At 52.2% G+C, this 25,052-nt stretch carries 21 protein-coding genes and 6 tRNA genes; 16 read left to right on the top strand and 11 right to left on the bottom strand.

Annotated features, from left to right (window positions below; translation table 11 throughout):
- Nucleotides 1-88 precede the first annotated feature (88 nt).
- Nucleotides 89-982 carry a S9 family peptidase gene (locus tag C5523_RS07555; protein WP_223878777.1) on the top strand — a complete coding sequence of 298 codons (894 nt, stop codon included), beginning with the start codon at nucleotides 89-91 and terminating at the stop codon, nucleotides 980-982.
- A 10-nt stretch (nucleotides 983-992) separates the two neighbouring features.
- On the top strand, nucleotides 993-4,337 hold the full coding sequence (locus C5523_RS07550) for a CapA family protein (RefSeq protein ID WP_172960877.1): 3,345 nt from the start codon (nucleotides 993-995) through the stop codon (nucleotides 4,335-4,337).
- A 111-nt stretch (nucleotides 4,338-4,448) separates the two neighbouring features.
- On the opposite strand, the gene C5523_RS07545 is transcribed toward C5523_RS07550, so the two are convergent.
- The 4 genes from C5523_RS07545 to C5523_RS07530 form a co-directional block, all read right to left on the bottom strand.
- Nucleotides 4,449-4,697 carry a hypothetical protein gene (locus C5523_RS07545; protein ID WP_108700863.1) on the bottom strand — a complete coding sequence of 83 codons (249 nt, stop codon included), beginning with the start codon at nucleotides 4,695-4,697 and terminating at the stop codon, nucleotides 4,449-4,451.
- A gap of 273 nt (nucleotides 4,698-4,970) precedes the next feature.
- Nucleotides 4,971-5,600, bottom strand: coding sequence for a DNA-binding protein (locus tag C5523_RS07540; protein WP_039079761.1), 630 nt, complete (start codon nucleotides 5,598-5,600; stop codon nucleotides 4,971-4,973).
- Between the two features lie 170 nt (nucleotides 5,601-5,770).
- Nucleotides 5,771-6,517: a cyclopropane-fatty-acyl-phospholipid synthase family protein gene (locus tag C5523_RS07535; protein ID WP_071196161.1), complete on the bottom strand. Its 747-nt coding sequence runs from the start codon at nucleotides 6,515-6,517 to the stop codon at nucleotides 5,771-5,773.
- Between the two features lie 194 nt (nucleotides 6,518-6,711).
- A complete protein-coding gene (locus C5523_RS07530) occupies nucleotides 6,712-7,938 on the bottom strand; it encodes an EAL and HDOD domain-containing protein (protein WP_108700862.1) in 1,227 nt (408 codons plus the stop codon).
- Nucleotides 7,939-8,745: 807 nt separating this feature from the next.
- Between C5523_RS07530 and ypdK the strand changes: the two genes are divergently transcribed.
- On the top strand, nucleotides 8,746-8,817 hold the full coding sequence (gene ypdK / locus C5523_RS07525; protein WP_099458783.1) for a membrane protein YpdK: 72 nt from the start codon (nucleotides 8,746-8,748) through the stop codon (nucleotides 8,815-8,817).
- 80 nt (nucleotides 8,818-8,897) lie between these two features.
- Here ypdK and alaC read toward each other — a convergent pair whose 3' ends face one another.
- Nucleotides 8,898-10,139 carry an alanine transaminase gene (gene alaC, locus C5523_RS07520; RefSeq protein ID WP_039079758.1) on the bottom strand — a complete coding sequence of 414 codons (1,242 nt, stop codon included), beginning with the start codon at nucleotides 10,137-10,139 and terminating at the stop codon, nucleotides 8,898-8,900.
- Nucleotides 10,140-10,528: 389 nt separating this feature from the next.
- Between alaC and C5523_RS07515 the strand changes: the two genes are divergently transcribed.
- Both C5523_RS07515 and C5523_RS07510 read left to right on the top strand, forming a co-directional pair.
- Nucleotides 10,529-12,226, top strand: a complete 1,698-nt coding sequence (locus C5523_RS07515; protein WP_039079757.1) for a sensor histidine kinase — start codon at nucleotides 10,529-10,531, stop codon at nucleotides 12,224-12,226.
- 12 nt (nucleotides 12,227-12,238) lie between these two features.
- A complete protein-coding gene (locus C5523_RS07510) occupies nucleotides 12,239-12,967 on the top strand; it encodes a LytTR family DNA-binding domain-containing protein (RefSeq protein WP_039079756.1) in 729 nt (242 codons plus the stop codon).
- On the opposite strand, the gene glk is transcribed toward C5523_RS07510, so the two are convergent.
- Nucleotides 12,964-13,929, bottom strand: coding sequence for a glucokinase (glk, locus tag C5523_RS07505; protein WP_039079755.1), 966 nt, complete (start codon nucleotides 13,927-13,929; stop codon nucleotides 12,964-12,966). The genes C5523_RS07510 and glk overlap by 4 nt on opposite strands.
- Nucleotides 13,930-14,134: 205 nt before the next feature.
- On the opposite strand from glk, the gene C5523_RS07500 reads away from it, so the two are divergent.
- From C5523_RS07500 to ypeC, 3 genes are all read left to right on the top strand, one after another.
- A complete protein-coding gene (locus tag C5523_RS07500; protein ID WP_039079754.1) occupies nucleotides 14,135-15,367 on the top strand; it encodes an ion channel protein in 1,233 nt (410 codons plus the stop codon).
- Between the two features lie 106 nt (nucleotides 15,368-15,473).
- Nucleotides 15,474-16,472, top strand: coding sequence for an L-glyceraldehyde 3-phosphate reductase (mgrA, locus tag C5523_RS07495; protein ID WP_108700861.1), 999 nt, complete (start codon nucleotides 15,474-15,476; stop codon nucleotides 16,470-16,472).
- A gap of 113 nt (nucleotides 16,473-16,585) precedes the next feature.
- Complete coding sequence (gene ypeC, locus C5523_RS07490; RefSeq protein ID WP_039079752.1) at nucleotides 16,586-16,918, top strand: DUF2502 domain-containing protein YpeC; 333 nt, start codon at nucleotides 16,586-16,588, stop codon at nucleotides 16,916-16,918.
- A gap of 60 nt (nucleotides 16,919-16,978) precedes the next feature.
- Here the strand turns inward: ypeC and C5523_RS07485 are convergent, their stop codons facing one another.
- A complete protein-coding gene (locus C5523_RS07485; RefSeq protein ID WP_108700860.1) occupies nucleotides 16,979-18,217 on the bottom strand; it encodes an Nramp family divalent metal transporter in 1,239 nt (412 codons plus the stop codon).
- Nucleotides 18,218-18,568: 351 nt separating this feature from the next.
- Here C5523_RS07485 and C5523_RS07480 point away from each other — a divergent pair, with 351 nt between their 5' ends.
- Nucleotides 18,569-19,756: a NupC/NupG family nucleoside CNT transporter gene (locus tag C5523_RS07480; RefSeq protein WP_039079750.1), complete on the top strand. Its 1,188-nt coding sequence runs from the start codon at nucleotides 18,569-18,571 to the stop codon at nucleotides 19,754-19,756.
- A gap of 265 nt (nucleotides 19,757-20,021) precedes the next feature.
- On the opposite strand, the gene C5523_RS07475 is transcribed toward C5523_RS07480, so the two are convergent.
- Together C5523_RS07475 and C5523_RS07470 are read right to left on the bottom strand one after the other, a co-directional pair.
- Nucleotides 20,022-20,097 (bottom strand) — tRNA-Ala (locus C5523_RS07475).
- Nucleotides 20,098-20,137: 40 nt separating this feature from the next.
- Nucleotides 20,138-20,213 (bottom strand) — tRNA-Ala (locus C5523_RS07470).
- A gap of 220 nt (nucleotides 20,214-20,433) precedes the next feature.
- On the opposite strand from C5523_RS07470, the gene C5523_RS07465 reads away from it, so the two are divergent.
- On the top strand, nucleotides 20,434-20,796 hold the full coding sequence (locus tag C5523_RS07465) for a YfeC-like transcriptional regulator (protein ID WP_039079749.1): 363 nt from the start codon (nucleotides 20,434-20,436) through the stop codon (nucleotides 20,794-20,796).
- Between the two features lies 1 nt (nucleotide 20,797).
- Complete coding sequence (locus C5523_RS07460; protein WP_079496194.1) at nucleotides 20,798-21,193, top strand: YfeC-like transcriptional regulator; 396 nt, start codon at nucleotides 20,798-20,800, stop codon at nucleotides 21,191-21,193.
- A gap of 45 nt (nucleotides 21,194-21,238) precedes the next feature.
- Here C5523_RS07460 and gltX read toward each other — a convergent pair whose 3' ends face one another.
- Entirely contained in the window at nucleotides 21,239-22,654 is a 1,416-nt protein-coding gene (gene gltX, locus C5523_RS07455) for a glutamate--tRNA ligase (protein ID WP_079496193.1), read from the bottom strand.
- 258 nt (nucleotides 22,655-22,912) lie between these two features.
- Here gltX and C5523_RS07450 point away from each other — a divergent pair.
- The 5 genes from C5523_RS07450 to C5523_RS07430 all read left to right on the top strand — a co-directional run bounded on the left by C5523_RS07450 (nucleotide 22,913) and on the right by C5523_RS07430 (nucleotide 24,055).
- Nucleotides 22,913-22,988, top strand: a tRNA-Val gene (locus C5523_RS07450).
- A 44-nt stretch (nucleotides 22,989-23,032) separates the two neighbouring features.
- A tRNA-Val gene (locus C5523_RS07445) sits at nucleotides 23,033-23,108 on the top strand.
- Between the two features lie 46 nt (nucleotides 23,109-23,154).
- Nucleotides 23,155-23,230 (top strand) — tRNA-Val (locus C5523_RS07440).
- Between the two features lie 4 nt (nucleotides 23,231-23,234).
- Nucleotides 23,235-23,310 (top strand) — tRNA-Lys (locus tag C5523_RS07435).
- Between the two features lie 361 nt (nucleotides 23,311-23,671).
- A complete protein-coding gene (locus C5523_RS07430) occupies nucleotides 23,672-24,055 on the top strand; it encodes a FlxA-like family protein (RefSeq protein WP_039079746.1) in 384 nt (127 codons plus the stop codon).
- On the opposite strand, the gene C5523_RS07425 is transcribed toward C5523_RS07430, so the two are convergent.
- The gene (locus tag C5523_RS07425; protein WP_107223184.1) at nucleotides 24,046-24,975 is read right to left on the bottom strand and encodes a LysR family transcriptional regulator; all 930 of its coding nucleotides are present in this window, start codon (nucleotides 24,973-24,975) and stop codon (nucleotides 24,046-24,048) included. The two genes, C5523_RS07430 and C5523_RS07425, sit on opposite strands and share 10 nt — an antisense overlap.
- Between the last annotated feature and the right edge of the window lie 77 nt (nucleotides 24,976-25,052).

Here is a 25,052-nt window from a genome sequence, read left to right as displayed (position 1 = left end):
GTGCTGAAAATCCTTGTATCATAATAACATTATGAATGCCTGGTTGTGTATTCTGTACATCTATATCTTTGCCCGTTGAGGCGGTGCTGTGAGGCCCTTTTACGCACTTTTTCTGTTGCTGCTTGTCGGTGTGGTCGCCCATGCCGACACGCCGCTACTGTGGAACCAGCCCGCTAACCCGCAGACCTGTCCGGTTGGCGATGACGCCGTGTGGGTTCAGTATGCGGGCGGCTCGGCCTGTATTCGCTACTTTAGTGCGGGCTCCCTGCACAATGCGCCTCTGGCGCTGGTGATGTTTAAAGGCGATCGGGTATCGCTGATTAAGCGCCCGCCAGACCAGATCCCGGCCAATACAGCCGACGCGCAACGCCGCGAGGCGCAGGCCATTTTTCGTCGAAGCGGGCTCCCAACATTGATTGTTGCCCGTCCGGGAACCTATGGTTCCAGCGGCAACCACTATCGCCGCCGTCAGGCAGAAGAATTTCTCGCGCTGAATGCCGCCGTAGATGCCATCAAAGCACGCTACGGTATTGCGCGCTTTATCCTCAGCGGACACAGCGGTGGCGCAACGGCCGCATCGGCGCTGCTCACGTTTGGACGCCGGGATATTGACTGTGCCGTACTCACCTCCGGCGCATGGGGGCTACTGGAACGGGCCGGGCGTATGCGGAAAGAACGTGACGAGGCATCAGCCCCGGGCCTGGACGGCACCGGGCTCGCTAACCCGTGGGATCCCCTCGACCACGTAGCGGGTATAGCGAACGATCCCGCACGTTTAATCCTGGTGATCGGCAACCGGCAGGATCGTAACACGCCGTTCGATCTGCAAACCCGGTTCGTACAGGCTTTGCGTGAACATGGCCACCAGGTGAAGCAGCTCGAACGCCCCGCCGTCGCGCCGGAATACCATGATTTGCACGGTAATCAGGGGGTTAATGCAATAGCCCTTTGCCCGCACCACGGCACTGCCCTGAATGAGTAAGGATACAACCATGCGCCAGAAAACCCCTCGTCCGCGCAACACTGGCCCCAACACGCCGGGCTGGACCGCCGCAGATCTTACGCAGTTGTTACCCGGCAGCCTCTGGCACAACCGCCCGGATGCCGCCTGGATTGCGGGCGACATCGCCATTTTGCATGACAACACGCCGTATGACCGCCCTTGTCTGTTCGTTGCGATCGACACCGATACCTGGCTGCAAGGCTCAGGTAATACCGGTATTTACGCGGGCTGGAAGGATACGCACACCCTGCTGCCAGAGCAGGCTTCCCGCTACTGCGGCGCGATTGTCCAGCGCAAACTCGCAGGCCTGCCGCCTGGCTTTCCACAACTGGTGGTTGGTGACAGTTATCAGGCGCTTCACTTACTGGCAGAAGAAGCACGGCGGCGATTTAACGGCAAACTGGTGGCCGTCACAGGTACCGTCGGCAAAACCTCGACCAAAGAGATGCTGGAGGCGATCCTGACCGACAACCTGTCTGTGATAGCCAGCCGCGGCAATCACAACACGCGTACCGGCGCCTCCGTCACCCTGGCGCGTGCAGTATCGAACCCACAGGCCGTCGTGATGGAAGTGGCCATCTCCGCGCTCTGGATGCGTAATGGAGGCGTCGGGCATCGCATTAAGCCGCACATCGTTATCATTACCGAAATCGGAATGACTCAGGTGGGCAAGAATGTGACCACCCTGAATGACGTGGCACGCTATAAGGCGCGCATCAGTCATGGTCTTATCCCCGGTGGTTACGCCATTTTGCACCGCGATATGGCCGAGTATGCGACTGTCGCGGCAAGCGTTGAACGCGACGGCGCGCGGATTATCAGTTACGGATTCAACCCGGACGCAGATGTGCGTATCACCGGGATAACACCAGACGACAACGGAAGCAGAGTCACGGTCGCTTTTCATCAGCAGGTCGTCAGCTACCGGCTGGCCGTGCCCGGTAACGGTGGCGCGCTCAATTCGGTTGCATCGCTGATTGCCGCCGATCTGCTGGGCGTGAACCTGCCGCAGATTATCGCAGGCCTTGAGGGTTATCGCAGCGATGGTCAGCATCTGTGCATTACCCCGTTGTCCCTGCCCGGCGGCGGGACAGCCACGCTGATTGATGACAGTTACAACGCCGAATATCTTTCCATGCTCAATGCGTTTGCGGTGGCGGCGCAACGTGCCCGAGCTCATGGCGGACGTGTCATTGCCCTGCTGGGACGCATTGTTAATCTCGGCGATCAGAGCCAGGCCATTCACCGTTCTCTGGCGACGCCATTACTGGAAGCTGGCTGCCAGCACGCCTTTCTGCACGGCGAGGAGATGAAGGCATTACATGAGACACTGCCGGAAGCCGCGCGGGGTGGTCATTTTCAGACGGCGCAGGCGCTGGTTGACGCCGCTGCCCCGACGCTGCGCCCCGGCGATATCGTGCTGGTAAAAGGCAGCGTGCGAAACTCGGATTTCAGGCAGGTTGTCAGTCTATTGAAAACCCGACTTGCCGCCCCGCCCGCGCTGCGTAAAGGGCACACCGCGCGCCTGCTGATCAACCTCTCGACCGGTGAGCAACACGTCGCGGAACGGGCCGATAGCCCCTTCGCGTCGCACTATCTCAGCCAGTTACTGCTGACCTGTTGTATCGCCGATCGCCTGTTAAATAAAAAAACCACCCTGGAGACCGCCATCACCGTGCGGGAGATCGCGGCGGATATCCTGAAAGGTAACCCGGCGCTGACACTCAGGCAGGGTGACAAACTGACCGTGAAGTCCCTGCTACAGGGAATGTTGCTACATAACGCCTGCGATGCGGCCATTAACCTGGCAGAGCATCTGGCTGGCAGCAGTGCAAAAGCGCTGGCCCAGTTGCGGGAACTGAGCGCCACTATCGGCATGCCGTACACGCATATGAATACCGTCTCCGGTCGCGTGCGCCCAGGGCAGCGCACGGTACTTTTGGATATCGCCAGGCTTGTGCGCCATTTCTACCAGCGCTATCCGCATCTGTTGCCGTGGTTTTGCGAACAGGAAGCCGTCATCGGCGAGCGCATCTATCGCAAAACTGGCAATCTGCACAGTGACGGCAGCGCGTGGGGGCAATTCAGTGCCGGAAACTGGGGTTTCGCGCTGCAATGGTTTTCAGGCGAACTTTGGTTGGCCTGCGCGGCGGGTGCAAACGATGCTTTCCACCTTGATTATCTTCTGGATGAACTGCTGGCGCAGGCCGATACCGCCCATCAACCGGTCGCCTGTGCCCCCAGCGTTCGCCAGATTGACTCACCGACGGCGACCCTGACATTTCTGGGGGATACCTATTTCGGTGAGTGGTACACCGCCCGGCGTAAGGCCCGCGGTATTGATGACGCACTCCAGCGCTACGGCTATGACTATAGTTTTGCGGCTATCGCCCCCCTTCTTCACAACAGCGACATGACGCTTGCCAACTTTGAAGCGGCGCTGACCACCGATCTCAGCGCCAGTCTTGCAGGCCGTAAACCGTTCTGCCTGACAGGCGATCCGGCCGCCTCTGTCGCCGCCCTGCGCAAACAGGGCATCAATGCGGTGGCGCTGGGCAACAATCACGCGATGGACGCCGGGTTACCCGGTCTGTATAGCACGCTGACAGCGTTTCGCGAGGCGGGAATCGCCTGCGTGGGCGCCGGGATAAACGCGCAGCAGGCGCAAGCGCCGCTGGTCGTCACCGTGGGCAAGCGGACGTACAAGATTTTCAGCGCCTACTGGTATCGACGTTATATGGAAGAGGAGTGCGCCTTTTATGCCCGCCCTCGCCGCGCGGGCGTCGCCTGTATCAGTGGTGGGCTGATTGAACAGCTTCGTAAGGAGAAAGCGAGCGCTCACCCCGCCACGCTGATTGTTCTTGCTCACTGGGGGCTGGACTACCGCTGGACCACCGCCCGGCAGCGCACCCTGGCTAAGCAACTGAGTGATGCCGGTGCCGATCTGATTATTGGCTCCGGGCCGCATATGGCAGGCGAAGCGGCGCAGCAGGATCAAAGCCTGGTGATTTACAGCATCGGTAATGCGGTGTTTAACAGTAACGGTGAATATCAGGAGCGCGGCATGCCGGCTTACGGTTTTATCGTTCGTCTGTTAGTGGGTACCCGGCAGCCGCAAATTCAGTTGCTGCCCATCTTTACTGATAATAAAAAGACCTTCTGGCAGCCCCGTCCGGTGAATGAGGTGGAGTTTTCAACGCTGATTACGCATCTGACGCAACAGGGAATGCCTGTTATTCGGGAAGGAGAAACGGGCACGGGCTGGCGTGCGCTGACTGTCGATAATGAATGCAGGCTGGTCATGTCGCTTAGTGAGTGCTTTGGCGAAAGTTAACACCGCTCTGGCATAAAAAACGGCATCTTACACAGTGGATATCCCACTTTTCAGATGCCGTTTACTTATTTTGACCGGATACTTATCGCCTTTTTAACGGGCTATAAGTCCCTAAGGTATTAATTGTGCTGTGATTTCATCGCACTTAGCTTGTAAAAGCTCTCTGTATTTCGGGATCTCTTCAGTCTGGCACTGGAGGACTATGCAATATCCCTCAATCCATACTTTTATATCCTGATCCACAAAGTGGCTTTGAAAAATACGCGCCCATTCGTCACTCGGTACACCTTCAAGTTCGAAATATTTAAGCGCGCCGTTCCCACGTAAACTGCGATGCTCATCCAATCCAATTATTTTCATTTTATTCATCCTTAAGCAAAACCATAGAAATAGTAATGCCTGAAAGATGAACAAATTAAGGAGATTATCAAAAGAATATTAAAATAAAACTTAACTCAAACTCTCATATATTAAACCTGAAAATTTCAGTTAATGTGGCGTAATAATATAAGTATCAATAAAGGATAAAGAGATATCACTGACGTGCGCAAAAGAGCAAACGCAGCCAGCCGACGTTTGCTCAAACATAAAGGAGGGTTTTCACATCTGTTCGGTGAACATCGGCAGGCGAATTTACGTCACGCTGCGATACACCGGGACTCGCCGGGTAGTACCCGTCAGGTTGTCAAAGATATCCACTTCCGCCGTGGCGATCGCCATACCGCTTTTTCGCAACCGTTGCACATCGGCAGCAATACGCTGGATCCCAAACCAGAAAAGCCCGTCAAGCGCTGTAACCGGCAGCCCTCTTTCCAGCGCCAGTTTGAGTCGTTCGCGTGGAGCTTTTACCTCTTTGGCGATTTGCTGATAAGGCGTAGCCACTGACCCGGAGGCATCTACCCGCCGGATACGGGTTGAAAGGCGATACTGGAATGCATCCGGTATATCGCTTAAATCGGTTTTCAGGGTATAGACGCAGCCGAAACGTTTACCGTTGAAAATAACGTTTTTCTGACCGATTTGTAGCTCATCACGCAGGCTGGCAATCAACTGCGGCGCGCGAATTAACAATAAGCGAAAAGGAAGCTCAAAGCTGGTCACGTAATCGACGTTGAGCAGCGCAATGCGTAATCGCTCTTCGGCGTTCGCCTGCGTCTGACGGCACTCGTCAAGCGTGTCTGCCCACTGGCGAGCGATACGGGGAGATTCATTCAGTTCGGTGAAGCTATATTTTTCGATTTCATAATCAATCCGATCCACCACTGCGTCTCCCTCATTCCTGCGGATAAGTGTAAGTCTGCCGGGCGGTTATTTTAGCAACGAAGCGGCGTGGTCGAAAGCACTCTTGTTTTAAGATATCCCGACGCCATACCAACAGAAAAACGGGGTATCTGAAGATACCCCGCTCAGGGAGGGACGTTATGACGGGACGGTCAGCGCGCCATTAACGCAAAGACACCCCAGCCCAGGAACTCACGCGTCCAGCTAACATGGCGTTTTGGCGCTGCCGTAAGCGTCGCACGAATCTCTGGCGCAAAATCATCATCAGGGTTGGCCTCAAGCCAGCGGCGCATCGTCAGCCATTTCGCCGCTTCATACCGGTCCCACCCTTCCTGGTCTGCCAGTACCATCTCGACGACGTCAAAACCCAACTCATCAAATGATGCGACAAGCTCAGGTAGCGTATGAAAGTCTGCTATCGCGTTGGCAAAACAGGCCTGGGCTACCTCTTCCGTTGGCGGTAGCTGCCGCCAGTAAGGCTCGCCAATAAGGATGATCCCTTCTGGGCGAAGGCTTTTTTGTAACAGCGCGATAGCCCCTGCTACGCCGCCACCAATCCAGGTTGCGCCCACACAGGCTGCCACATCACATTTTTCATCCGTGACAAAACCTGCCGCATCGCCATGAATAAATGTCAGGTTTTCGCTGACGCCAAGTTCTTCGCTACGCTGTTTCGCCTGTTCGCTGAAAAGCTGGCTCATATCAACGCCGACGCCGGTGATGGCATAATCGCGCGCCCAGGTACAGAGCATTTCACCCGAACCGCTGCCAAGATCAAGTATGCGCATGCCCGGTTTCAGGCGTAGTACCGCACCGAGTGTCGCGAGTTTTTCTGGCGTAAAGGGGTTATGAATGCGGTGTTCGCTTTCGGTAATCGTAAAAATACGGGGGATATCCAATGCAGAAATTCCTTTTACTGTTGATGTAACGACCAATAACCTTAAAGGTTGTGGTGATTAAAAATATATCACCTTAACCTAAACGTTATCTCAACAGTACGAAATATCGCCTGCATGTTTCGTGATAATGACCGCATTCATACGCCAAAATGATTAATCTGCCGTGTGAAAAATGCCCGCTCTTTGGAGCGGTGTCATGAGACTGTCGCATCCGCCCAGGCGAGAGCTTCCCCCATTGCATCAACAGCCGCCCAGCCTGGAATATTCAGTTTTTTTGCCTGTTGCTGTACCGCTTCCCATTCACGGCGCTCATAACTTTGTACAAGGCTAAGCAGGTCATAAAGCGTACCCTGTTTGTGCACCAGCGCATTGCGAACGGATAAAGGAAGTGTTATTTGCTCGAAAATTTCCTCAAGCGGGATCTCCAGCATGGCATCCAGTAATGAAAACAATCCGCATAAGAATGCCTCCTGCGCACAACACGTTGAATGTGTACGCGCAACAATGATTTCGCAGAATTTAGCCCTGGACAGGGAAAGATGATAAAGCTCGTTAGTGTCTTTATTAGAGAGATTGGCCAGGCAAACCAGCGAAACAAAGCGAGTTAATTCACTTCGCCCCAAATAGATAGCAATTTTTTTGAGCGTTAAGTTGTCGACAGCGCTTATGCCACTAACGCGATGCACAATATTTTTGGCATATTTTAAGATCTTGTAAGTCAACGATAAATCATGTTCGAGTATACGCCCGATTTTATCAAAATCTAACTCTGGCGCGTTAACTTCGCTCATCAACTGGAAGAGGTGTGCAGCTTTGTGTGGCAGGCGTTTGCTCTGAATAATTTCCGGCTTACTGTAAAAATAACCTTGAAACAAATGGAAGCCCTGGTCTTTATATTGTTTAAATTCGTCATACGTTTCGATTTTTTCCGCCAGCAGATTTTTTGTTTTTAACTGCAACGCATGACGTTTCAAAAATCCATTGATTTCTTCAAACGAATTTGCCTTAACGTCAAATTTCAGGATAGTTATATAGGGTAAAAAACGATCCCACGCCTCGTCCATCGCAAAATCATCTAATGCCAGCGTATAGCCTGAGGCGAAGAGATAGCGCACGGCCTCGAACAGCGCATCATCAGGGACAGCATCTTCCAATATTTCAATGACGACGCGTTCGCGAGGTAAGATGTCAGCCATCCCCTGAACAATCATTTGATAGGGGAAATTAATATAAGAGATGTTCTCCCCTACAAAGCGAAAGGTTGGGATGCCCAGGAACTGGTCGGAGATCATCTGGCTGGTCGCATAATCGGCCGGTACGTTTGGAAAAGAGTTATTCATTCCAGAACGAAAAAGGAGCTCATAGGCTACGGTATGCAAGTCACGATCGAATATCGGCTGTCTGGCAACGAAAGAGTCCATAGCTTCCCCCTAAGTATCCATTAGATTAAGTGAACCAGAAATTAAATTTAACTTTAATCCGATTGTTCATTTATTTAATTGAGTTATTTGAAAGATACTTATTCTCGCGTAGCCATGATCAGGCTAAGTAAATTTCCCCAGGCGTTCAGTTTCAGAGAATACAATTAGTCTGCAAACCAAATTCCATGAAAATTATGCGAATCCATTTTAATAGCAAATTATTATCATCTCATTCACTGCCAGTTAAACTTATAAATGATGTTATACGCAGTTTTATGGCAAAAATGAGAGACATCGCAATTTTTGAAGTGATAATAATGAAGGCATAACTCACAAATACAGGTTTGCTGTTCGGTAAAAAGCACTGTTTTCAGGTCGGTGATGCATACCTCTTGAAAAGACACCCCCACTGACAATGCTGTATCGACTCGCCTGTCCATTCGCAGTGGCGAGCACAAAACGTGCGACCGATCACAAAATAACCTTGTAATTCAACGGTCAAATTACAGGTTTCAATCCTGTGACAACGCGTCGCTCAACGGGCATTTATTCCGCAAAGAAATTAATCTGTCGCCAAAGCCCGACACTCTGTAAGTTGCGGAAAGTATTTAAAAAAATGCCCCTTGTAAGGCGCAAAATTTAGGCGTACATTAGCCCCGTCTGATGCGAGATGCATCAAGAATTCTGAGATGGAGCTGTGGCCGAAAGGGAGAAAATTCCCATTTTCAATTTGGCGTAGTTTCACCTCTCTATACTCAGTCCTGATCTGGTCATGAATGCATACGTATGTATGCGGAGCGATGAAGCGTGAAATATTTCTTTATGGGCATTTCGGTGATGGTCATTGTTTGGGCCGGTACATTTGCCCTGATGATCTGAGCAACGTTCGTAGAACGAAAAGAAGAACAGGAGCCATTTGGCTCCTGTTTTCATTTGTGAAAAGGCCTGTGTGCCCCGGCTTACTGCTCTGTGTCTTCCGCCGTGGATTTTGTGGTAGCGGGAAGCAGACCATCGGCGCGGAACATCGCTTTGATGCCCCTTACCGCCTGGCGAATACGATCGCGGTTTTCAATCAGGGCAAAACGCACATGCGTATCGCCATAATCACCAAACCCGATGCCAGGCGACACGCAAACTTTGGCATCCTGTAGCAGCTTCTTAGCAAACTCCAGCGACCCCATGGCGGCATAAGGTTCAGGGATTTTCGCCCAGACGTACATTGACGCCTTTGGCATTTCGACCATCCATCCGGCTTCATGCAGGCCTTTTACCAGCACATCGCGGCGGCGCTTATACTGTGCGGCAATATCGTGCACGCACTGCTGGTCGCCTTCGAGCGCGGCGATGGCTGCCACCTGCAGCGGCGTAAAGGTGCCGTAGTCGTGATAGCTTTTAATACGCGCGAGCGCATTCACCAGCGTTTTATTGCCGACCATAAAGCCGATACGCCATCCCGCCATGTTGTAGCTTTTTGAGAGCGTAAAGAACTCAACCGCCACGTCGCGAGCACCGGGAACCTGCATGATCGACGGCGCTTTCCAACCGTCATAGACGATATCCGCATAGGCCAGGTCGTGAACGACCAGCACATCATAGCGTTTTGCCAGAGCGACCACTTTTTCAAAGAACTCCAGTTCTACGCACTGCGCGGTAGGGTTGGAGGGGAAGCCCAGAATCATCATCTTCGGTTTAGGGTAGCTTTCGCGGATCGCGCGCTCCAGCTCATTGAAGAAATCAACGCCTTCCACCAGCGGCACAGAACGCACCTGGGCGCCGGCAATCACCGCACCGTAAATGTGAATCGGGTAGCTCGGATTGGGCACCAGAACCGTGTCGCCATGGTCCAGGGTTGCCAGCATCAGATGCGCCAGCCCCTCTTTTGAACCGATGGTGACGATCGCTTCGCTTTCCGGATCGATATCGACCTGATAGCGATCCTGATACCAGCGAGAAATGGCACGGCGCAAACGCGGAATGCCGCGCGACGTGGAATAACCGTGCGTGTCCGGGCGCTGGGCAACAGTACAGAGTTTTTCAACGATATGGGCCGGTGTCGGACCGTCAGGATTACCCATGCTGAAATCGATAATATCTTCGCCGCGCCGACGCGCAGCCATTTTCAGTTCAGCCGTGATATTGAAAACATAAGGGGGGAGACGATCGATACGCGTAAAACGGCGTTCAGGACTGAATTCAGCCATAACTTCCTCAGATTAACGTTAGCGCCCGGACCGTCCGAGCGACGCCGCCACGGTTGTGGCGTTTCCTGAACATAGCCTGAAAAAAAACCTGCTGTCGAGAGGAAATGTGAAAAAATTTTACGTCTAAAAAAGGGGAAGCCAAAAAAAATGCGCAAAACAAAATCCTGGCAACAAGAGAAAATATACACCTTCAAATTTAACAAGCTGATATCAATGAAGTTACGTTCTAATAAGGCATTTTTTCACATGTGGCGAAACATCTTCCGACCGGTATCAATCCCCTTTTAAGAAAGGGGGTTTTCCTCATTGCCAAATACGCGCACCTGACTGGTCATTGGCGGCGATGTTTTTTATCATAGCTTTTTCACGCCTTTTACATGAGCCTTCCCGTGCACGAAATATTCAACATGCTGCTGGCGGTATTTGATCGCGCGGCGCTGATGCTGATCTGCCTTTTCTTTCTGATCCGTATCCGCCTGTTCCGCGAGTTACTGCATAAAACGGCGCACACGCCAAAAGAGTTGCTCGCCGTCACGGCTATCTTCTCAATGTTTGCGCTGTTCAGCACCTGGTCCGGCGTACCGGTCGAAGGCTCGCTGGTGAATGTGCGCATTATTGCGGTGATGTCCGGCGGCATCTTATTTGGCCCCTGGGTGGGCATTATTACCGGCGTTATCGCCGGGATACACCGCTATCTGATTGATATCGGCGGCGTAACAGCCGTACCCTGCCTGATTACCAGTATTATTGCCGGTGTTCTCTCTGGCTGGATAAATCGCAAAATCCCTAAGCAAAAGCACTGGAGCGTGGGCATCATCGCCGGGATGTTGTGCGAAACCCTGACCATGACGCTGGTGGTACTTTGGGCGCCGTCGACCGCACTGGGCCTGGATATCGTATCGAAAATTGGCGTGCCGATGATTCTGGGCAGCGTCTGTGTGGGCTTTATCGTTTTGCTGGTACAAAGCGTGGAAGGTGAAAAAGAAGCCATTGCCGGACGCCAGGCCAAACTGGCGCTGGATATCGCCAATAAAACCCTGCCGCTGTTTCGCAACGTCAATAGCGAATCCCTGCGCCAGGTATGCGACATCATTCGCCGCGATATTAATGCCGACGCCGTGGCCATCACCAACGCCGACCATGTGCTGGTGTATGTCGGCGTGGGCGAAGACAACTACCGGGACAGTGACGATATCATTAGCCCGACAACACGCCAGGCAATTGATACCGGGGAGATCATCATTAAAAACAATGATGAAGCCCACAGAACGCCGCAGATCCACTCAATGCTGGTGATCCCGCTATGGGAAAAGGGGATCGTCACCGGCACGCTTAAAATCTATTATTGCCATGCGCATCAAATCACCTCCTCGCTGCAGGAGATGGCGGTTGGTCTGTCGCAAATTATCTCTACGCAACTGGAAGTTTCCCGTGCCGAGCAGCTACGTGAGATGGCCAATAAAGCGGAACTGCGCGCATTGCAAAGCAAGATTAACCCACACTTTCTTTTTAACGCCCTCAATGCGATTTCATCCTCTATCCGCCTTAATCCGGACACCGCCCGTCAGTTGATTTTCAATCTGTCGCGCTACCTGCGCTATAACATTGAATTAAAAGACGATGAGCAGATTGATATCAAAAAAGAGCTCTATCAAATCAAAGACTATATCGCCATTGAACAGGCCCGTTTTGGCGACAAGTTGACGGTCATTTATGACATTGATGAAGAGGTGAGCTGTGTTATTCCCAGCCTGCTGATTCAGCCGCTGGTCGAAAATGCCATTGTTCACGGTATTCAGCCCTGTAAAGGAAAAGGGGTGGTGACCATCAGCGTGGCGGAGTGCGGCAACCGCGTGCGTATTGCCGTACGCGATACGGGGAACGGCATTGCGCCCGAGATGATCGCCCGTGTGGAAGCCGACGAAATGCCGGGTAATAAAATCGGTTTGCTCAATGTCCACCAGCGCGTGAAGTTACTGTATGGCGAGGGGCTGCATATCCGCCGCCTGACGCCGGGTACCGAAATTGCGTTTTATGTGCCCTTGCACACCACACCTGTGACCACGCCGGCCACGCTGTTGCCTTAACGGGGGAAGTGAATGAAGGTCATCATTGTTGAAGATGAATTCCTGGCGCAACAGGAGTTGAGCTGGCTTATCAAAACGCACAGCCAGATGGACATTGTGGGTACATTTGAGGACGGTCTCGACGTGCTGAAATATTTACAGCACAACAAAGTGGACGCCATTTTCCTTGATATCAACATCCCGTCCCTGGACGGAGTCCTTCTGGCGCAGAATATCAGTCAGTTCGCCCATAAACCGTTTATCGTGTTCATTACCGCCTGGAAAGAGCATGCGGTAGAAGCATTCGAACTGGAAGCGTTTGACTATATTCTCAAACCGTATCAGGAATCGCGCATTATTAGCATGTTGCAAAAGCTGGAAACAGCCTGGCAGCAACAAACCGGCACCAGTGCCAGCCCTGCCCCACGCGAGAATGCGACAATCAACCTGGTGAAAGATGAACGCATCATCGTCACCAGTATTCACGATATCTATTACGCAGAAGCGCATGAAAAGATGACGTTTGTCTACACCAAACGTGAATCCTATGTCATGCCAATGAATATTACGGAGTTTTGCAGCAAGCTCCCGGCGGCGCACTTTTTCCGCTGCCATCGCTCCTACTGCGTCAATCTGGATAAAATTCGCGAAATTGAGCCCTGGTTCAATAACACCTATATCGTGCGGCTGAGAGACCTGGATTTCCAGGTCCCCGTCAGCCGCAGTAAGGTAAAAGAATTCAGGCAGTTAATGCATCTTTAGAGATAATACCCCAGCGACTGGCGCAGGTGCGCGCCGGCGCCGAGCAGGCCAGGGTTATCATGCGTGATCAGGAAGACCGGGATGTCTTGTACGTAGGATTTAAAGCGACCTTTATCTTCAAAACCACCGCGGAAACCGGAGGCGGTAAAGAAATCCAGGAAGCGCGGCACGATACCGCCCGCGATATAGACACCGCCAAACGTACCGAGATTGAGCGCCAGGTTGCCGCCAAAACGCCCCATAATGACGCAAAACAGCGACAGCGCGCGGCGACAATCGATACAGCTATCCGCCAGGGCACGTTCGGTGACATCTTTCGGTTGCAGGTTTTCCGGCAGCCGTCCGTCCGATTTCACGATTGCGCGGTACAAATTGACCAGCCCCGGACCGGACAGAACACGCTCGGCAGACACATGGCCGATCTCCGCGCGCAGCTCCTCCAGAATAATGCCCTCTTCTTCGCTGTTCGGCGCAAAATCCACGTGTCCACCTTCACCCGGCAGGCTGACCCAGCGCTTATCGACATGCACCAGATGTGATACGCCAAGGCCCGTGCCCGCGCCATAGACCGCGATTGGCTTGCCCTCAACCGGCTCACCACCGCCGAACTGAGTCAGATGCTCTGGTTTCAGCATCGGCACCGCCATAGAGACAGCGGTGAAATCGTTAATGATTTCCAGATGTGCGAAGCCAAGGTTTTTTTTCATCTCTGCGATAGAGAAAGCCCAGGTGTGGTTGGTCATCGCCACCCAGTCACCGGTAATAGGGCAAGCGATGGCGATACAGCCATCTTTTACCTCTGCCTTATGCTCATCAAGGTACACGCGTACCACCGCCTCAAGGCTGGGATAATCAAGGCCTGAATAGGTTTTGGCCTGGGAGATGGCTCCGCTACTGAGATCGCAGAGCGCTAATCGTGCGTTCGTGCCGCCCACGTCCCCTACTAAAGCATATTTTGTCATTCTTTTACGGCTCCGCTAAAGTCAGAATAAATCTTTGGCACACTGTAAATTCAAGGCGCTGTAACGACAACGAACATAGCATGAGTGCCCCGGGATTATCGATCTTCGTCACAAATTAACGTAACGGTTTCAGCAATGTCTGCACTCGCCGGATATTTTCCACGAGCGTGCTGTGACCTCTGTGCTCAGTTAAAAGGAAATGAACATGCTCCATCCGCGAGCCCGAACGATGCTGCTACTGGCGCTTCCCGCGCTGATTATCGGTGTCGCATCCAGTCTGGTGTTATTGCTGGTCATGAAAGTGGCCGCCGTTCTGCAATTGATACTGTGGAATGGGCTGCCGTATCGTCTGGGTTTTACCCCTGACTCCCCTTTCTGGGTGATTATGATGCTGACCCTGACCGGGCTGGCGGTCGGTCTGGTGATTCGTTACAGCGCCGGACACGGCGGCCCGGATCCGGCAACCGAGCCGCTGATTGGCGCACCTGTGCATGTCTCTGCCCTGCCCGGCCTGCTGGTTGCCCTGGTACTTGGCCTGGCCGGTGGCGTGAGCCTTGGGCCGGAGCATCCTATTATGGTGCTCAATATTGCCCTGGCTGTGGCATTGGGTGGAAAATTGTTCCCGCGCGTTGCCCCTCTCGACTGGACTATTCTCGCCTCTGCCGGAACCATTGGCGCACTGTTTGGCACCCCCGTGGCAGCCGCGCTGATTTTCTCCCAGACACTGAATTCAAATACTGACCTGCCGCTATGGGACCGCCTGTTCGCCCCGCTGATGGCCGCCGCCGCAGGCGCCCTGACCACCGGGCTGTTTTTCCATCCCCACTTCGCTCTTCCTGTTGCGCATTATCCGCAGATGCATCTGGTCGATATCATCAGCGGTGCGGTCGTCTGCGCCATCGCGATTGCGCTGGGGATGGTAGCGGTCTGGTGCCTGCCACGTTTGCACCAGTTGATGCATCGCCTGAAAAGCCCGGTACTGATGCTCGGGATCGGCGGCTTTATTCTGGGCGTGCTCGGCGTTATTGGCGGCAATATCACCCTGTTTAAAGGGCTGGATGAGATGCAGCAAATGGCGTTCGCTCAGACCTTTACCGTAACGGATTATCTGCTATTCGCAGTGATAAAACTGGCGGCGCTGGTGGTTGCGGCGGCCTGTGGTTTTCGCGGCGGGCGCATCTTCCCGGCGGTGTTTGTTGGCGTCGCTCTCGGCCTGATGCTGCATGAACACGTCAACGCCGTCCCGGCAGCAATCACTATTTCGTGTGCCATTCTCGGCATGGTGCTGGTCGTCACCCGCGACGCCTGGTTGAGCCTGTTTATGGCTGCCGCCGTGGTGCCGGATACCAGTCTGCTGCCCCTGTTATGCATTGTGATGTTACCCGCCTGGCTGCTGCTGGCAGGAAAGCCGGTAATGATCGCACCACGCAAAAAATAGTGCGTAACGGCAGAATTTAGCAGAGGAAATCAGCGAGAATCGGCAAGCTGATGTAAGCTCGAAGATCACGTGTGTAAACGTATACACTGACATTAAGGGCATATGTATGGTTTATCTGGCCTCCGGGGATCGCTATCAGAAAATGGAATTTCGCCGCTGCGGTGACAGTGGTCTTAAGCTTCCGGCAATCTCACTTGGACTGTGGCATAACTTTGGCGATGCCACACTCATTGAAAATAGCCGTCAGCTACTCAGACATGCTTTCGATTTGGGGATAACCCATTTCGATATCGCCAATAACTACGGGCCGCCTCCCGGCTCTGCCGAGCGCAATTTTGGTCGTCTGCTGCAGGAAGATTTTTTGCCTTATCGGGATGAACTGATCATCTCGACCAAAGCAGGCTATACCATGTGGGATGGCCCCTATGGCGACTGGGGTTCACGCAAATACCTGATTGCCAGCCTCGATCAAAGCCTGCGCCGGATGGGGCTCGATTATGTCGATATCTTCTATCACCACCGTCCGGACCCAGAAACGCCGCTGAAAGAGACCATGCGGGCGCTGGACCACGTTGTCCGCCAGGGCAAGGCGCTGTATGTCGGTCTGTCGAATTACCCGGCCGATTTGGCGCGCCAGGCCATTGAGATACTCAATGATCTGGGCACGCCCTGCCTTATCCATCAGCCCAAATATTCGATGTTCGAGCGTTGGGTGGAAGACGAGCTGTTGACTGTGCTGCAACAAGAAGGGGTTGGCAGCATTGCGTTTTCGCCGCTGGCAGGCGGACAGCTTACCGACCGTTATCTGAATGGTATTCCGGCAGATTCACGCGCCGCCAGCGGTAGCCGTTTCCTCAATCCCGATCAGATTACGGATGAAAAGCTGGCAAAAGTCCGCAAGCTGAATGATCTGGCGATTGCCCGTGGGCAAAAATTATCGCAAATGGCGCTGGCATGGGTTCTGCGCGGGGACAAGGTGACCTCCGTGCTGATTGGCGCCAGTAAAATCAGCCAGCTCGATGACGCCGTCGGCATGCTGGCTAATCGCCAGTTCAGCGAAGCGGAATGCGCCAATATTGATGCGATCCTGAACAGCGCAAAATAACAGCGCTTTTAGCAAAAAGTGCTGTCACTATGGATTTAGGAGTTCCGCCGAAGATGCGGGCATAAACGTTACATAATATTGCTGCAACAGACCCGATCGTGAAGGAGAAAACTATGTTCAGGTCACTGATTCTCGCAGCAGTATTAATGGCATGTGCCCCGCTGGTCGCTAACGCTGGCGAAATAACACTGCTGCCTTCTGTAAAATTGCAAATTGGCGATCGCGACAATTACGGCAATTATTGGGACGGCGGACGCTGGCGCGACCGCGACTACTGGCATCGTAATTACGAATGGCGTGACCATCGCTGGCGTATGCATGACCGTGGCTACCACCGTGGCTGGGATAAACGTGATGCTTACGAACGTGGTTACCGTGAAGGCTGGAATGATCGCGATGATCGTCGCGGCCCGGGACGTGGTCACGGCCATGGTCACTGGCGTTAACAAACAGGCTATAAGCAAAAAGGAGCGCATGCGCTCCTTTTTCTTTGCCAATATTTAGCGTTATACCCCTAAAGCGGTTCCCACCAGCAGCCAGCCATTTAGCGCCACCACCAGGATCACAATCAGCCAGCCAACGCGCTTGACCGTCGGCGTATTCACCAGTTCCCCCATTAACCCGCGGTCACTGGTAAAGATCAGCAATGGCACCAGCGCCAGGGCGATGCCGAAACTGAGCAGTACCTGGCTCATCACCAGAATGCGTGTGGGATCAAGCCCCATCAGGATAACGACAAACGATGGCATCATGGTGATGGTCCGGCGTACCCATAATGGAATGTGGAAACGCACAAACCCCTGCATCACCACCTGCCCGGCCAGCGTCCCTACCACGGTGGAAGAAAGCCCGGCAGCCACCAGGCTCAGGCCAAACACGGTAGCCGCCGCATGACTGAGCAGCGGTTCAAGCGTTAAATAGGCTTCGTCCAAATCGGCAATGCCGGTATGACCATTGAAGTGAAATGCGGCAGCGGCAGTCGCCATCATCGCCAGATTGACGAAACCGGCGATAGTCATCGCGATACCCACATCCCATTTGGTCGCGGAATACCGCTCGCGGCGCGTTCCCTCATGCAGATACTGGGTCAATGAGGAGTGCAGGTAAATCACGTGCGGCATGATTGTTGCCCCTAACACACCGGCGGCAAGGAACACGGCTTCGGTACCCGGCAGGCTTGGGATCAAGATGCCTTTACTGAGCGGAGCCAGTTCAGGACGTGAGAAAACCAGCTCAACGATATAAGCCGCCGCAACAAACAGCAGCAGCCCGCCAATGACTTTTTCCAGCGGTTTCTGCCCGCGGCGTTGCAGCATCAGAATTAAAAAAGTGGCAATACCGGTCAATACCGCACCTTGTAACAGCGACACGCCGAGGATCAGCTTAAAACCGATGGCGGCGCCGATAAACTCGGCAAGGTCCGTGGCCATGGCGATAATTTCCGCCTGTACCCAATAGAACCAGACCAACGAACGCGGGTAATGGTCGCGAATTTGTTCTGCGAGGTTCTTACCCGTAGCAATCCCTAATTTTGCTGACAGCAGTTGAATCAGCATGGCCATCAGGTTCGCCCAGACAACCACCCACAGCAGTTGATAACCGAAGCTGGCCCCGGCCTGAATATTAGTGGCGAAGTTACCCGGATCGATATACCCGATCGCCGCAATGAACGCAGGTCCCATTAACGCGAGCTTTAACTTGCGCGCTGCACGTCCACTGCTACTCTCAACGCGACTGTTGTTCATTTCTTGCCCCTAAATATAGCCTTTGCTATGTTTCATGCTACCAAAATGAGAATGATTATCAAGTTCATTTAGAGTAGATTCGATTGATTTCTTCGATAGTCAGAAACGATGACGGGCCGGATGTTTTTAAGACAGGGACGATGGGATGCAAATCACACCGTCTTGTTAAGAGTTTAGCATTACAGTGCAACTTTTCATTCTTTTACTTAACATAACAGAAATGTATGGCGGATCACTATTTTTGAGTCTGGTCACAGGTCATTAATATACTGTGTGTTTGATCTCGTTTTCTTTCCGCTTGTTACATAGAATGTGCACGAAATTTCTACCCGTCTCATATTTGGAGCAAATATGTCCCGCGTTCTGCACTTTGTTCTGGCGCTTGCCGTTGTGGCGCTGCTTGCATTACTTGTAAGCAGTGACCGCAAAAAAATCCGCATTCGCTTTGTTGTCCAACTGCTCGTGATCGAAGTCTTGCTTGCCTGGTTCTTCCTGAACTCTGACGTGGGTCTGGGTTTTGTGAAAGGCTTCTCCGAGATGTTTGAAAAACTGCTCGGATTTGCCAACGAAGGGACAAACTTCGTCTTCGGCAAAATGAACGATCAAGGTCTGGCATTCTTCTTCCTGAAAGTGCTCTGCCCGATTGTCTTTATTTCTGCGCTGATCGGTATCCTGCAACATATCCGCGTACTGCCAATTATTATTCGCGCTATCGGTACCGTCCTGTCCAAAATCAACGGCATGGGTAAACTGGAATCGTTTAACGCAGTCAGCTCCTTGATTCTGGGTCAGTCTGAAAACTTCATCGCTTACAAAGATATCCTCGGAAAAATGTCCCGCAACCGCATGTACACCATGGCGGCTACCGCGATGTCTACCGTTTCGATGTCAATTGTTGGCGCGTACATGACCATGCTGCAGCCGAAATATGTGGTCGCAGCGCTGGTTCTGAACATGTTCAGCACCTTTATCGTGCTGTCCCTGATCAACCCGTACCGCGTCGATGAGAGCGAAGAAAACCTGCAGATGTCTAACCTGCATGAAGGACAGAGCTTCTTCGAAATGCTGGGCGAGTATATTCTGGCGGGCTTTAAAGTCGCGATTATCGTTGCGGCGATGCTGATCGGCTTTATCGCTCTGATTTCTGGGCTGAACGCCCTGTTCGCTGCCATCCTCGGCATCTCCTTCCAGGGGATTCTGGGCTACATCTTCTACCCGATTGCCTGGGTAATGGGTGTACCGTCCTCAGAAGCGCTGCAGGTGGGCAGTATCATGGCAACCAAACTGGTTTCCAATGAATTCGTGGCGATGATGGATCTGCAGAAAATCGCATCCAGCCTGTCTCCGCGTGCGGAAGGCATCCTGTCTGTCTTCCTGGTTTCCTTCGCTAACTTCTCTTCTATCGGTATTATCGCCGGTGCGATCAAAGGCCTGAACGAAGAGCAAGGCAACGTGGTTTCCCGCTTCGGTCTGAAACTGGTTTACGGTTCAACGCTGGTGAGTGTCCTGTCCGCCTCTATCGCGGCACTGGTACTGTAATTCAGATAAACCGGGGGCAACCCCGGTTTATTTCTTCCCCGCCGCAAATAACGGCTACGCTTTCCCCGTTAATATCCCTTGCAGATAGTCCCGATGCGTTCATTAACAATGCGCGCTATTTCCTGGTCCCGGCAAATTCCCCAATCACTGTTTTTACCAGCGTAATATTCATAAACCCATAATTGCAGTTAAACCTGGAAAGAATGTACATGAGGAGACAAAACGGAGAAATAAAAAACCCCCGCCGTAGCGAGGGTTCAAATTTTGGTGGAGCTAAGCGGGATCGAACCGCTGACCTCTTGCATGCCATGCAAGCGCTCTCCCAGCTGAGCTATAGCCCCACAATGTTCTTTACGCACCAAATCACCTGGGTGGAGGATTTGGTGGAGCTAAGCGGGATCGAACCGCTGACCTCTTGCATGCCATGCAAGCGCTCTCCCAGCTGAGCTATAGCCCCATCGCGTAAAGCGTGTCGTGTTGACGGGCGGCATAATATGAATTCCCTCGCCAGGTGTCAACGGCAAAATTATCTGGTCGCAATCAATCGCTGAAAAAGCATGCAAATGAAAGACATTGCGAAACATCTCGCAGCCAGTAGTTAAACATGTCACATTTTCGCATAAAATGATGCTATAACATTATTCACTAATTATCCCCACAACCACTCTGGAAATAACATGCTCAAGGAACGAATGACCCCGGAAGAGCTCGCCAAGCTTACCGGTTACAGCCGCCAGACCATTAACAAATGGGTGCGTAAAGAAGGCTGGGTCACTTCCCCTAAACCAGGCGTACAGGGTGGAAAAGCCCGGCTGGTGCATGTTAATGAGCAGGTCCGTGAATTTATCCGCAATGCCCAACGCTCGGCCCATGAAATAACGTTCTCTTCTCTTACTGCTAAAGACCCTACTCTGGAAACACTGCTTCTGACGCTGGCCAAAGAGATGACAATGCCCGAACAGAAACAGCTTTCCTCATTGTTACTTCGCGACGGCATTACCGGTTTGCTGTCTCGTCTGGGTATTCGTGAACAGAAATAAGATGAAACTACCTGATAAAATGACGACTGAGGAATTGGCGGATTTTCTCGGCGTGGCAAAACAGACGGTGAATCGTTGGATCCGCGAACAAAAATGGTCAACGGAAAATTTGCCCGGCGTAAAAGGCGGCCGTGCGCGTCTTATCCATATCGATAAAAATGTTCGTCATTTCATTATGAAAACACCCACCATGCGCCAACGCCACTCCCCGGCCTCGCTGGCTGAGCCCTTTCCACACTATGAAGCGGATAAACAGACCTCGGCGCTTTTGAAAATTAATGGCGTGCTGCAAAACATGACGCCGCTTGAGCAAGAACGGCTGGTGGTGTTACTCGCGCGCGAAGGAATTCAGGGTTTTCTACAAAGACTTGGCATTACAGCGATAGATGCGGAGTAAAAAAAACGGCAGGTAAAACCTGCCGTTTTCGTTTTTTGTGCCGTCTTACTGCTGACTTTCGCGCTCAGCAATAAAATCCAGCGCTTTATTGATACGCTCAATGCTACGGGATTTACCAATCGCATGCACGGTAACATCCAGCGCAGGAGACTGCCCTGCCCCCGTTACGGCGACGCGCAGAGGCATACCGACTTTCCCCATCCCTACTTCCAGCTCATCAGCCGTTGCCTGGATCGCGTGGTGCACGTTTTCCGCAGTCCAGTCAGTCAGCGCGGCGAGTTTATCACGCACCACTTCCAGCGGTTGACGTGCGACCGGACGCAGGTGTTTTTTCGCGGCATCAGCATCAAACTCAGCGAAATCTTCATAGAAGTAACGGCAGCTTGCCGCAATTTCTTTTAGCGTTTTGCAACGCTCGCCCAGCAGTTTCACCAGATCCGCCAGTTGCGGGCCGTTGCGGGTGTCAATATTTTCCTGCTCAATGTGCCACTGCAAATGGGTCGCCACATACTCAGGCGCCAGGGTGTTGATATAGTGGTGGTTCAGCCACAGCAGTTTATCGGTATTAAACGCACTCGCAGATTTGCTCACCGCGCCAAGTGAGAACAGCTTGATCATCTCTTCACGGGAGAAAATCTCCTGATCGCCGCTCGACCAGCCCAGGCGGACAAGGTAGTTCAGCAACGCTTCCGGCAGGTAGCCATCGTCACGATACTGCATCACGCTGACCGCGCCATGACGTTTGGAGAGCTTTTTACCGTCATCACCGTTAATCATGGATACATGCGCATAAACCGGCACCGGGGCATTCAGTGCTTTCAGGATGTTGATCTGACGCGGTGTGTTGTTGATATGGTCTTCACCACGGATCACATGTGTGATCTGCATATCCCAGTCGTCGACAACTACGCAGAAGTTATAGGTCGGAGATCCATCTGTACGACGAATAATCAGATCGTCCAGTTCCTGGTTGCTGAATTCGATCGGCCCGCGAATCTGGTCGTCAAAAATAACGGAACCGTCCTGCGGGTTAGCAAAACGAACAACACATGGCTCATCCGCGGCATGATGTTCGTGACTGTGGCGGCAGCGGCCGTCATAACGCGGTTTTTCACCTTTCGCCATCTGTTCTTCACGCAACGCTTCAAGACGCTCTTTTGAGCAATAGCATTTATAAGCAGTGCCCGCTTCCAGCATCTCATCAATAACCGCGTTGTAGCGATCAAAACGTTTGGTCTGGAAATACGGACCTTCGTCCCATTCCAGATTCAGCCAGTTCATACCATCCATGATGGCTTCAATAGCTTCTGGCGTTGAGCGCTCAAGATCGGTGTCTTCAATACGCAGCACGAACTCACCATCGTGGTTACGTGCAAAAAGCCAGGAGTAAAGAGCAGTACGCGCACCGCCGACGTGCAGATAGCCAGTCGGGCTTGGCGCGAAGCGAGTTTTGATTTTCATGAAAAGGCCTTACGTTTGATAAATATGCCGACAACCGGCAAATCCTGGAAAATTGAGGTCGCAATATTCTATCACTGTGGGGTGATTCCTCAATGTTGTTGCCACAATCACAAGCGTCTATATGTATTTTGTATATAAATCATGCGCCCACGCTCGATTCAACAGCGGTTTGTTTAATTTTACGACGAACGAACAATTTCTTTTGAAAATGCGTTGACTCATTTTCAACTCTCCCTATAATGCGACTCCACACAGCGGGGGTGATTAGCTCAGCTGGGAGAGCACCTCCCTTACAAGGAGGGGGTCGGCGGTTCGATCCCGTCATCACCCACCACTACTTAGGTAGTCTCCGCCGTGTAATGTAAGAAATTGAGAAGTGGGTGATTAGCTCAGCTGGGAGAGCACCTCCCTTACAAGGAGGGGGTCGGCGGTTCGATCCCGTCATCACCCACCACTTTCTCGCCAGCTGGATTTCTTACAACAATATGAAGTACCGAAGTGGGTGATTAGCTCAGCTGGGAGAGCACCTCCCTTACAAGGAGGGGGTCGGCGGTTCGATCCCGTCATCACCCACCACTTCGGGTCGTTAGCTCAGTTGGTAGAGCAGTTGACTTTTAATCAATTGGTCGCAGGTTCGAATCCTGCACGACCCACCAATGTAAAAAAGCGCCCTAAAGGCGCTTTTTTGCTATCTGCGATATACCATTCTTCTTCCGACACACACTTTGTTACTTACTCTCTGCCCAGGAACAGGAAAGAATAAAAACCATTAAACTCGCCCTACCTGGCAAGATAATAAACCCTTTAAAAATACCAAAAAGCCAGTCGAAAAAACCAACTTATCCCATACAGTAAAAACAATAAAACCATTAAGTTATCTGCAGGCAGGTCTGATAACGCTTTGCCATAATTTATGCTTAATATAGAGATATAATACCCTGAGCGCGGCACGGATCCGCATGTGCCAGCGGTACTTTTCCACCGTTAATGGTGTTTTGGGCTAGAGAGGAGAGAAAAATGACAACAATTCAGGCAACCACATCAACTGTGATTTCCAGCAGCATCAGCGGTGGCAAAAGCAGCACCAGTAGCACCGGCGGCTCGTCTTCCTCAAACAGCGATATTGCTTCGCAGATCAGCAACATTATGCAGCAAATCTCTAAATTGAGTCAGCAATTGAAAGATCTCGCGACATCAGGCAGTGCCGATGCTGACAGCCAGAAACAACGGGAGCTGCTACAGGCTGAGATCAAGCAGTTACAAGCGCAACTGGCCCAACTGGAATACAAACAGGCAGAGGAAGCGCAGAAAAAAAATGACGAAAAACAGGCCCAATCCGCCGTTAAACCAGAAGGTGTTAACACCCCTTCTGACAACAACCAGATCGATATTTACATCTGATGGAATAGCGGGTCGTCTTCCCGGGCCTGGTTCAAACACCGGGCCTGTTCACGCACCACATCCCATATCGCCTGCGCGGCTCCCGAAAGCGAACGATTTTTTCGCTGCACCAGCATGATCTTACGCTTAATCTCTGGCTTTAAGCGTTTCACACACAGTTGGCTCCCCTGCGGCAACGGTAACGCCAGCGCGGGCATGATGCTAATCCCAATCCCCGCTTCTACCATAGGAAATAACGTGGCCGGATGCCCTATCTCCTGAACGATAGCGGCTGTGATGCCAAATTGTGCCAGGGCGGCATCAATTAATGGACGGCTGCCCGAAGCGTAGTCCTGAACCACAAGACGTGAATCTTGCAGTGCTGACCAGGGTATGGTTTGCGATGTCGCCCAGGCGTGATCGTGACGACAGAGCAAAAAGAACGGCTCTTCCAGGATCTCTTCACACTGCAAATCACTCACCGGACCGGGATCGATAACGATGCCAAAGTCCACTTCACCATGGCGAATACTCTCCAGTACCCACTGTTGTGGCCGATCATGCAGCATAAAGTCGATCTCCGGATAGAGACGGTTACTCTGCGCAATACATTGCGGAATCAAATGAGCCGAAATCGTCTGACTTGCCGCCACGCGCACTGTACCGGATAGTTGCTGGCCCACACGTCCGGCGTCACGTAACGTGTCATTCAGTTCTTCAAGCAATCTTTCCAGTCTGGCTGCGAGCTGCTGCCCGGCTTCTGTCAGCACCACTTCACGCGTAGTACGATCGAGTAATCGGACTCCGGTCTGCAGCTCCAGCTCTTTTACGCTGTGGCTCACTGCCGATTGGCTTAACCCAATAATATCCCCTGCCCGGCTGAAACTTCTGGCATGTGCTACCGTGACAAAGACACGAAGCTGTCGCAACGAATAATTCATCTAATAAATTCATATATGGATTCAATAAATTAATTTTATTTCTCAAAACAAAAAACGCAAACTGTTGGCACTGAATT

Origin of the sequence: Phytobacter sp. SCO41 (genome assembly GCF_003073275.1) — a bacterium.
GTDB lineage: Bacteria > Pseudomonadota > Gammaproteobacteria > Enterobacterales > Enterobacteriaceae > Phytobacter > Phytobacter diazotrophicus.
The sequence above is the reverse complement of the archived record's forward strand: the minus strand, read 5'-3'. Positions and strand labels throughout refer to the sequence as shown.

Excerpts from the sequence above, each read along its gene's own strand:
- C5523_RS07550 (WP_172960877.1), top strand. The coding sequence starts at position 993 with ATGCGCCAGAAAACCCCTCGTCCGCGCAACACTGGCCCCAACACGCCG.
- C5523_RS07545 (WP_108700863.1), bottom strand. The coding sequence starts at position 4,697 with ATGAAAATAATTGGATTGGATGAGCATCGCAGTTTACGTGGGAACGGC.
- C5523_RS07530 (WP_108700862.1), bottom strand. The coding sequence starts at position 7,938 with ATGGACTCTTTCGTTGCCAGACAGCCGATATTCGATCGTGACTTGCAT.
- alaC (WP_039079758.1), bottom strand. The coding sequence starts at position 10,139 with ATGGCTGAATTCAGTCCTGAACGCCGTTTTACGCGTATCGATCGTCTC.
- C5523_RS07510 (WP_039079756.1), top strand. The coding sequence starts at position 12,239 with ATGAAGGTCATCATTGTTGAAGATGAATTCCTGGCGCAACAGGAGTTG.
- glk (WP_039079755.1), bottom strand. The coding sequence starts at position 13,929 with ATGACAAAATATGCTTTAGTAGGGGACGTGGGCGGCACGAACGCACGA.
- C5523_RS07500 (WP_039079754.1), top strand. The coding sequence starts at position 14,135 with ATGCTCCATCCGCGAGCCCGAACGATGCTGCTACTGGCGCTTCCCGCG.
- mgrA (WP_108700861.1), top strand. The coding sequence starts at position 15,474 with ATGGTTTATCTGGCCTCCGGGGATCGCTATCAGAAAATGGAATTTCGC.
- ypeC (WP_039079752.1), top strand. The coding sequence starts at position 16,586 with ATGTTCAGGTCACTGATTCTCGCAGCAGTATTAATGGCATGTGCCCCG.
- C5523_RS07485 (WP_108700860.1), bottom strand. The coding sequence starts at position 18,217 with ATGAACAACAGTCGCGTTGAGAGTAGCAGTGGACGTGCAGCGCGCAAG.
- C5523_RS07480 (WP_039079750.1), top strand. The coding sequence starts at position 18,569 with ATGTCCCGCGTTCTGCACTTTGTTCTGGCGCTTGCCGTTGTGGCGCTG.
- C5523_RS07465 (WP_039079749.1), top strand. The coding sequence starts at position 20,434 with ATGCTCAAGGAACGAATGACCCCGGAAGAGCTCGCCAAGCTTACCGGT.
- C5523_RS07460 (WP_079496194.1), top strand. The coding sequence starts at position 20,798 with ATGAAACTACCTGATAAAATGACGACTGAGGAATTGGCGGATTTTCTC.
- gltX (WP_079496193.1), bottom strand. The coding sequence starts at position 22,654 with ATGAAAATCAAAACTCGCTTCGCGCCAAGCCCGACTGGCTATCTGCAC.
- C5523_RS07430 (WP_039079746.1), top strand. The coding sequence starts at position 23,672 with ATGACAACAATTCAGGCAACCACATCAACTGTGATTTCCAGCAGCATC.
- C5523_RS07425 (WP_107223184.1), bottom strand. The coding sequence starts at position 24,975 with ATGAATTATTCGTTGCGACAGCTTCGTGTCTTTGTCACGGTAGCACAT.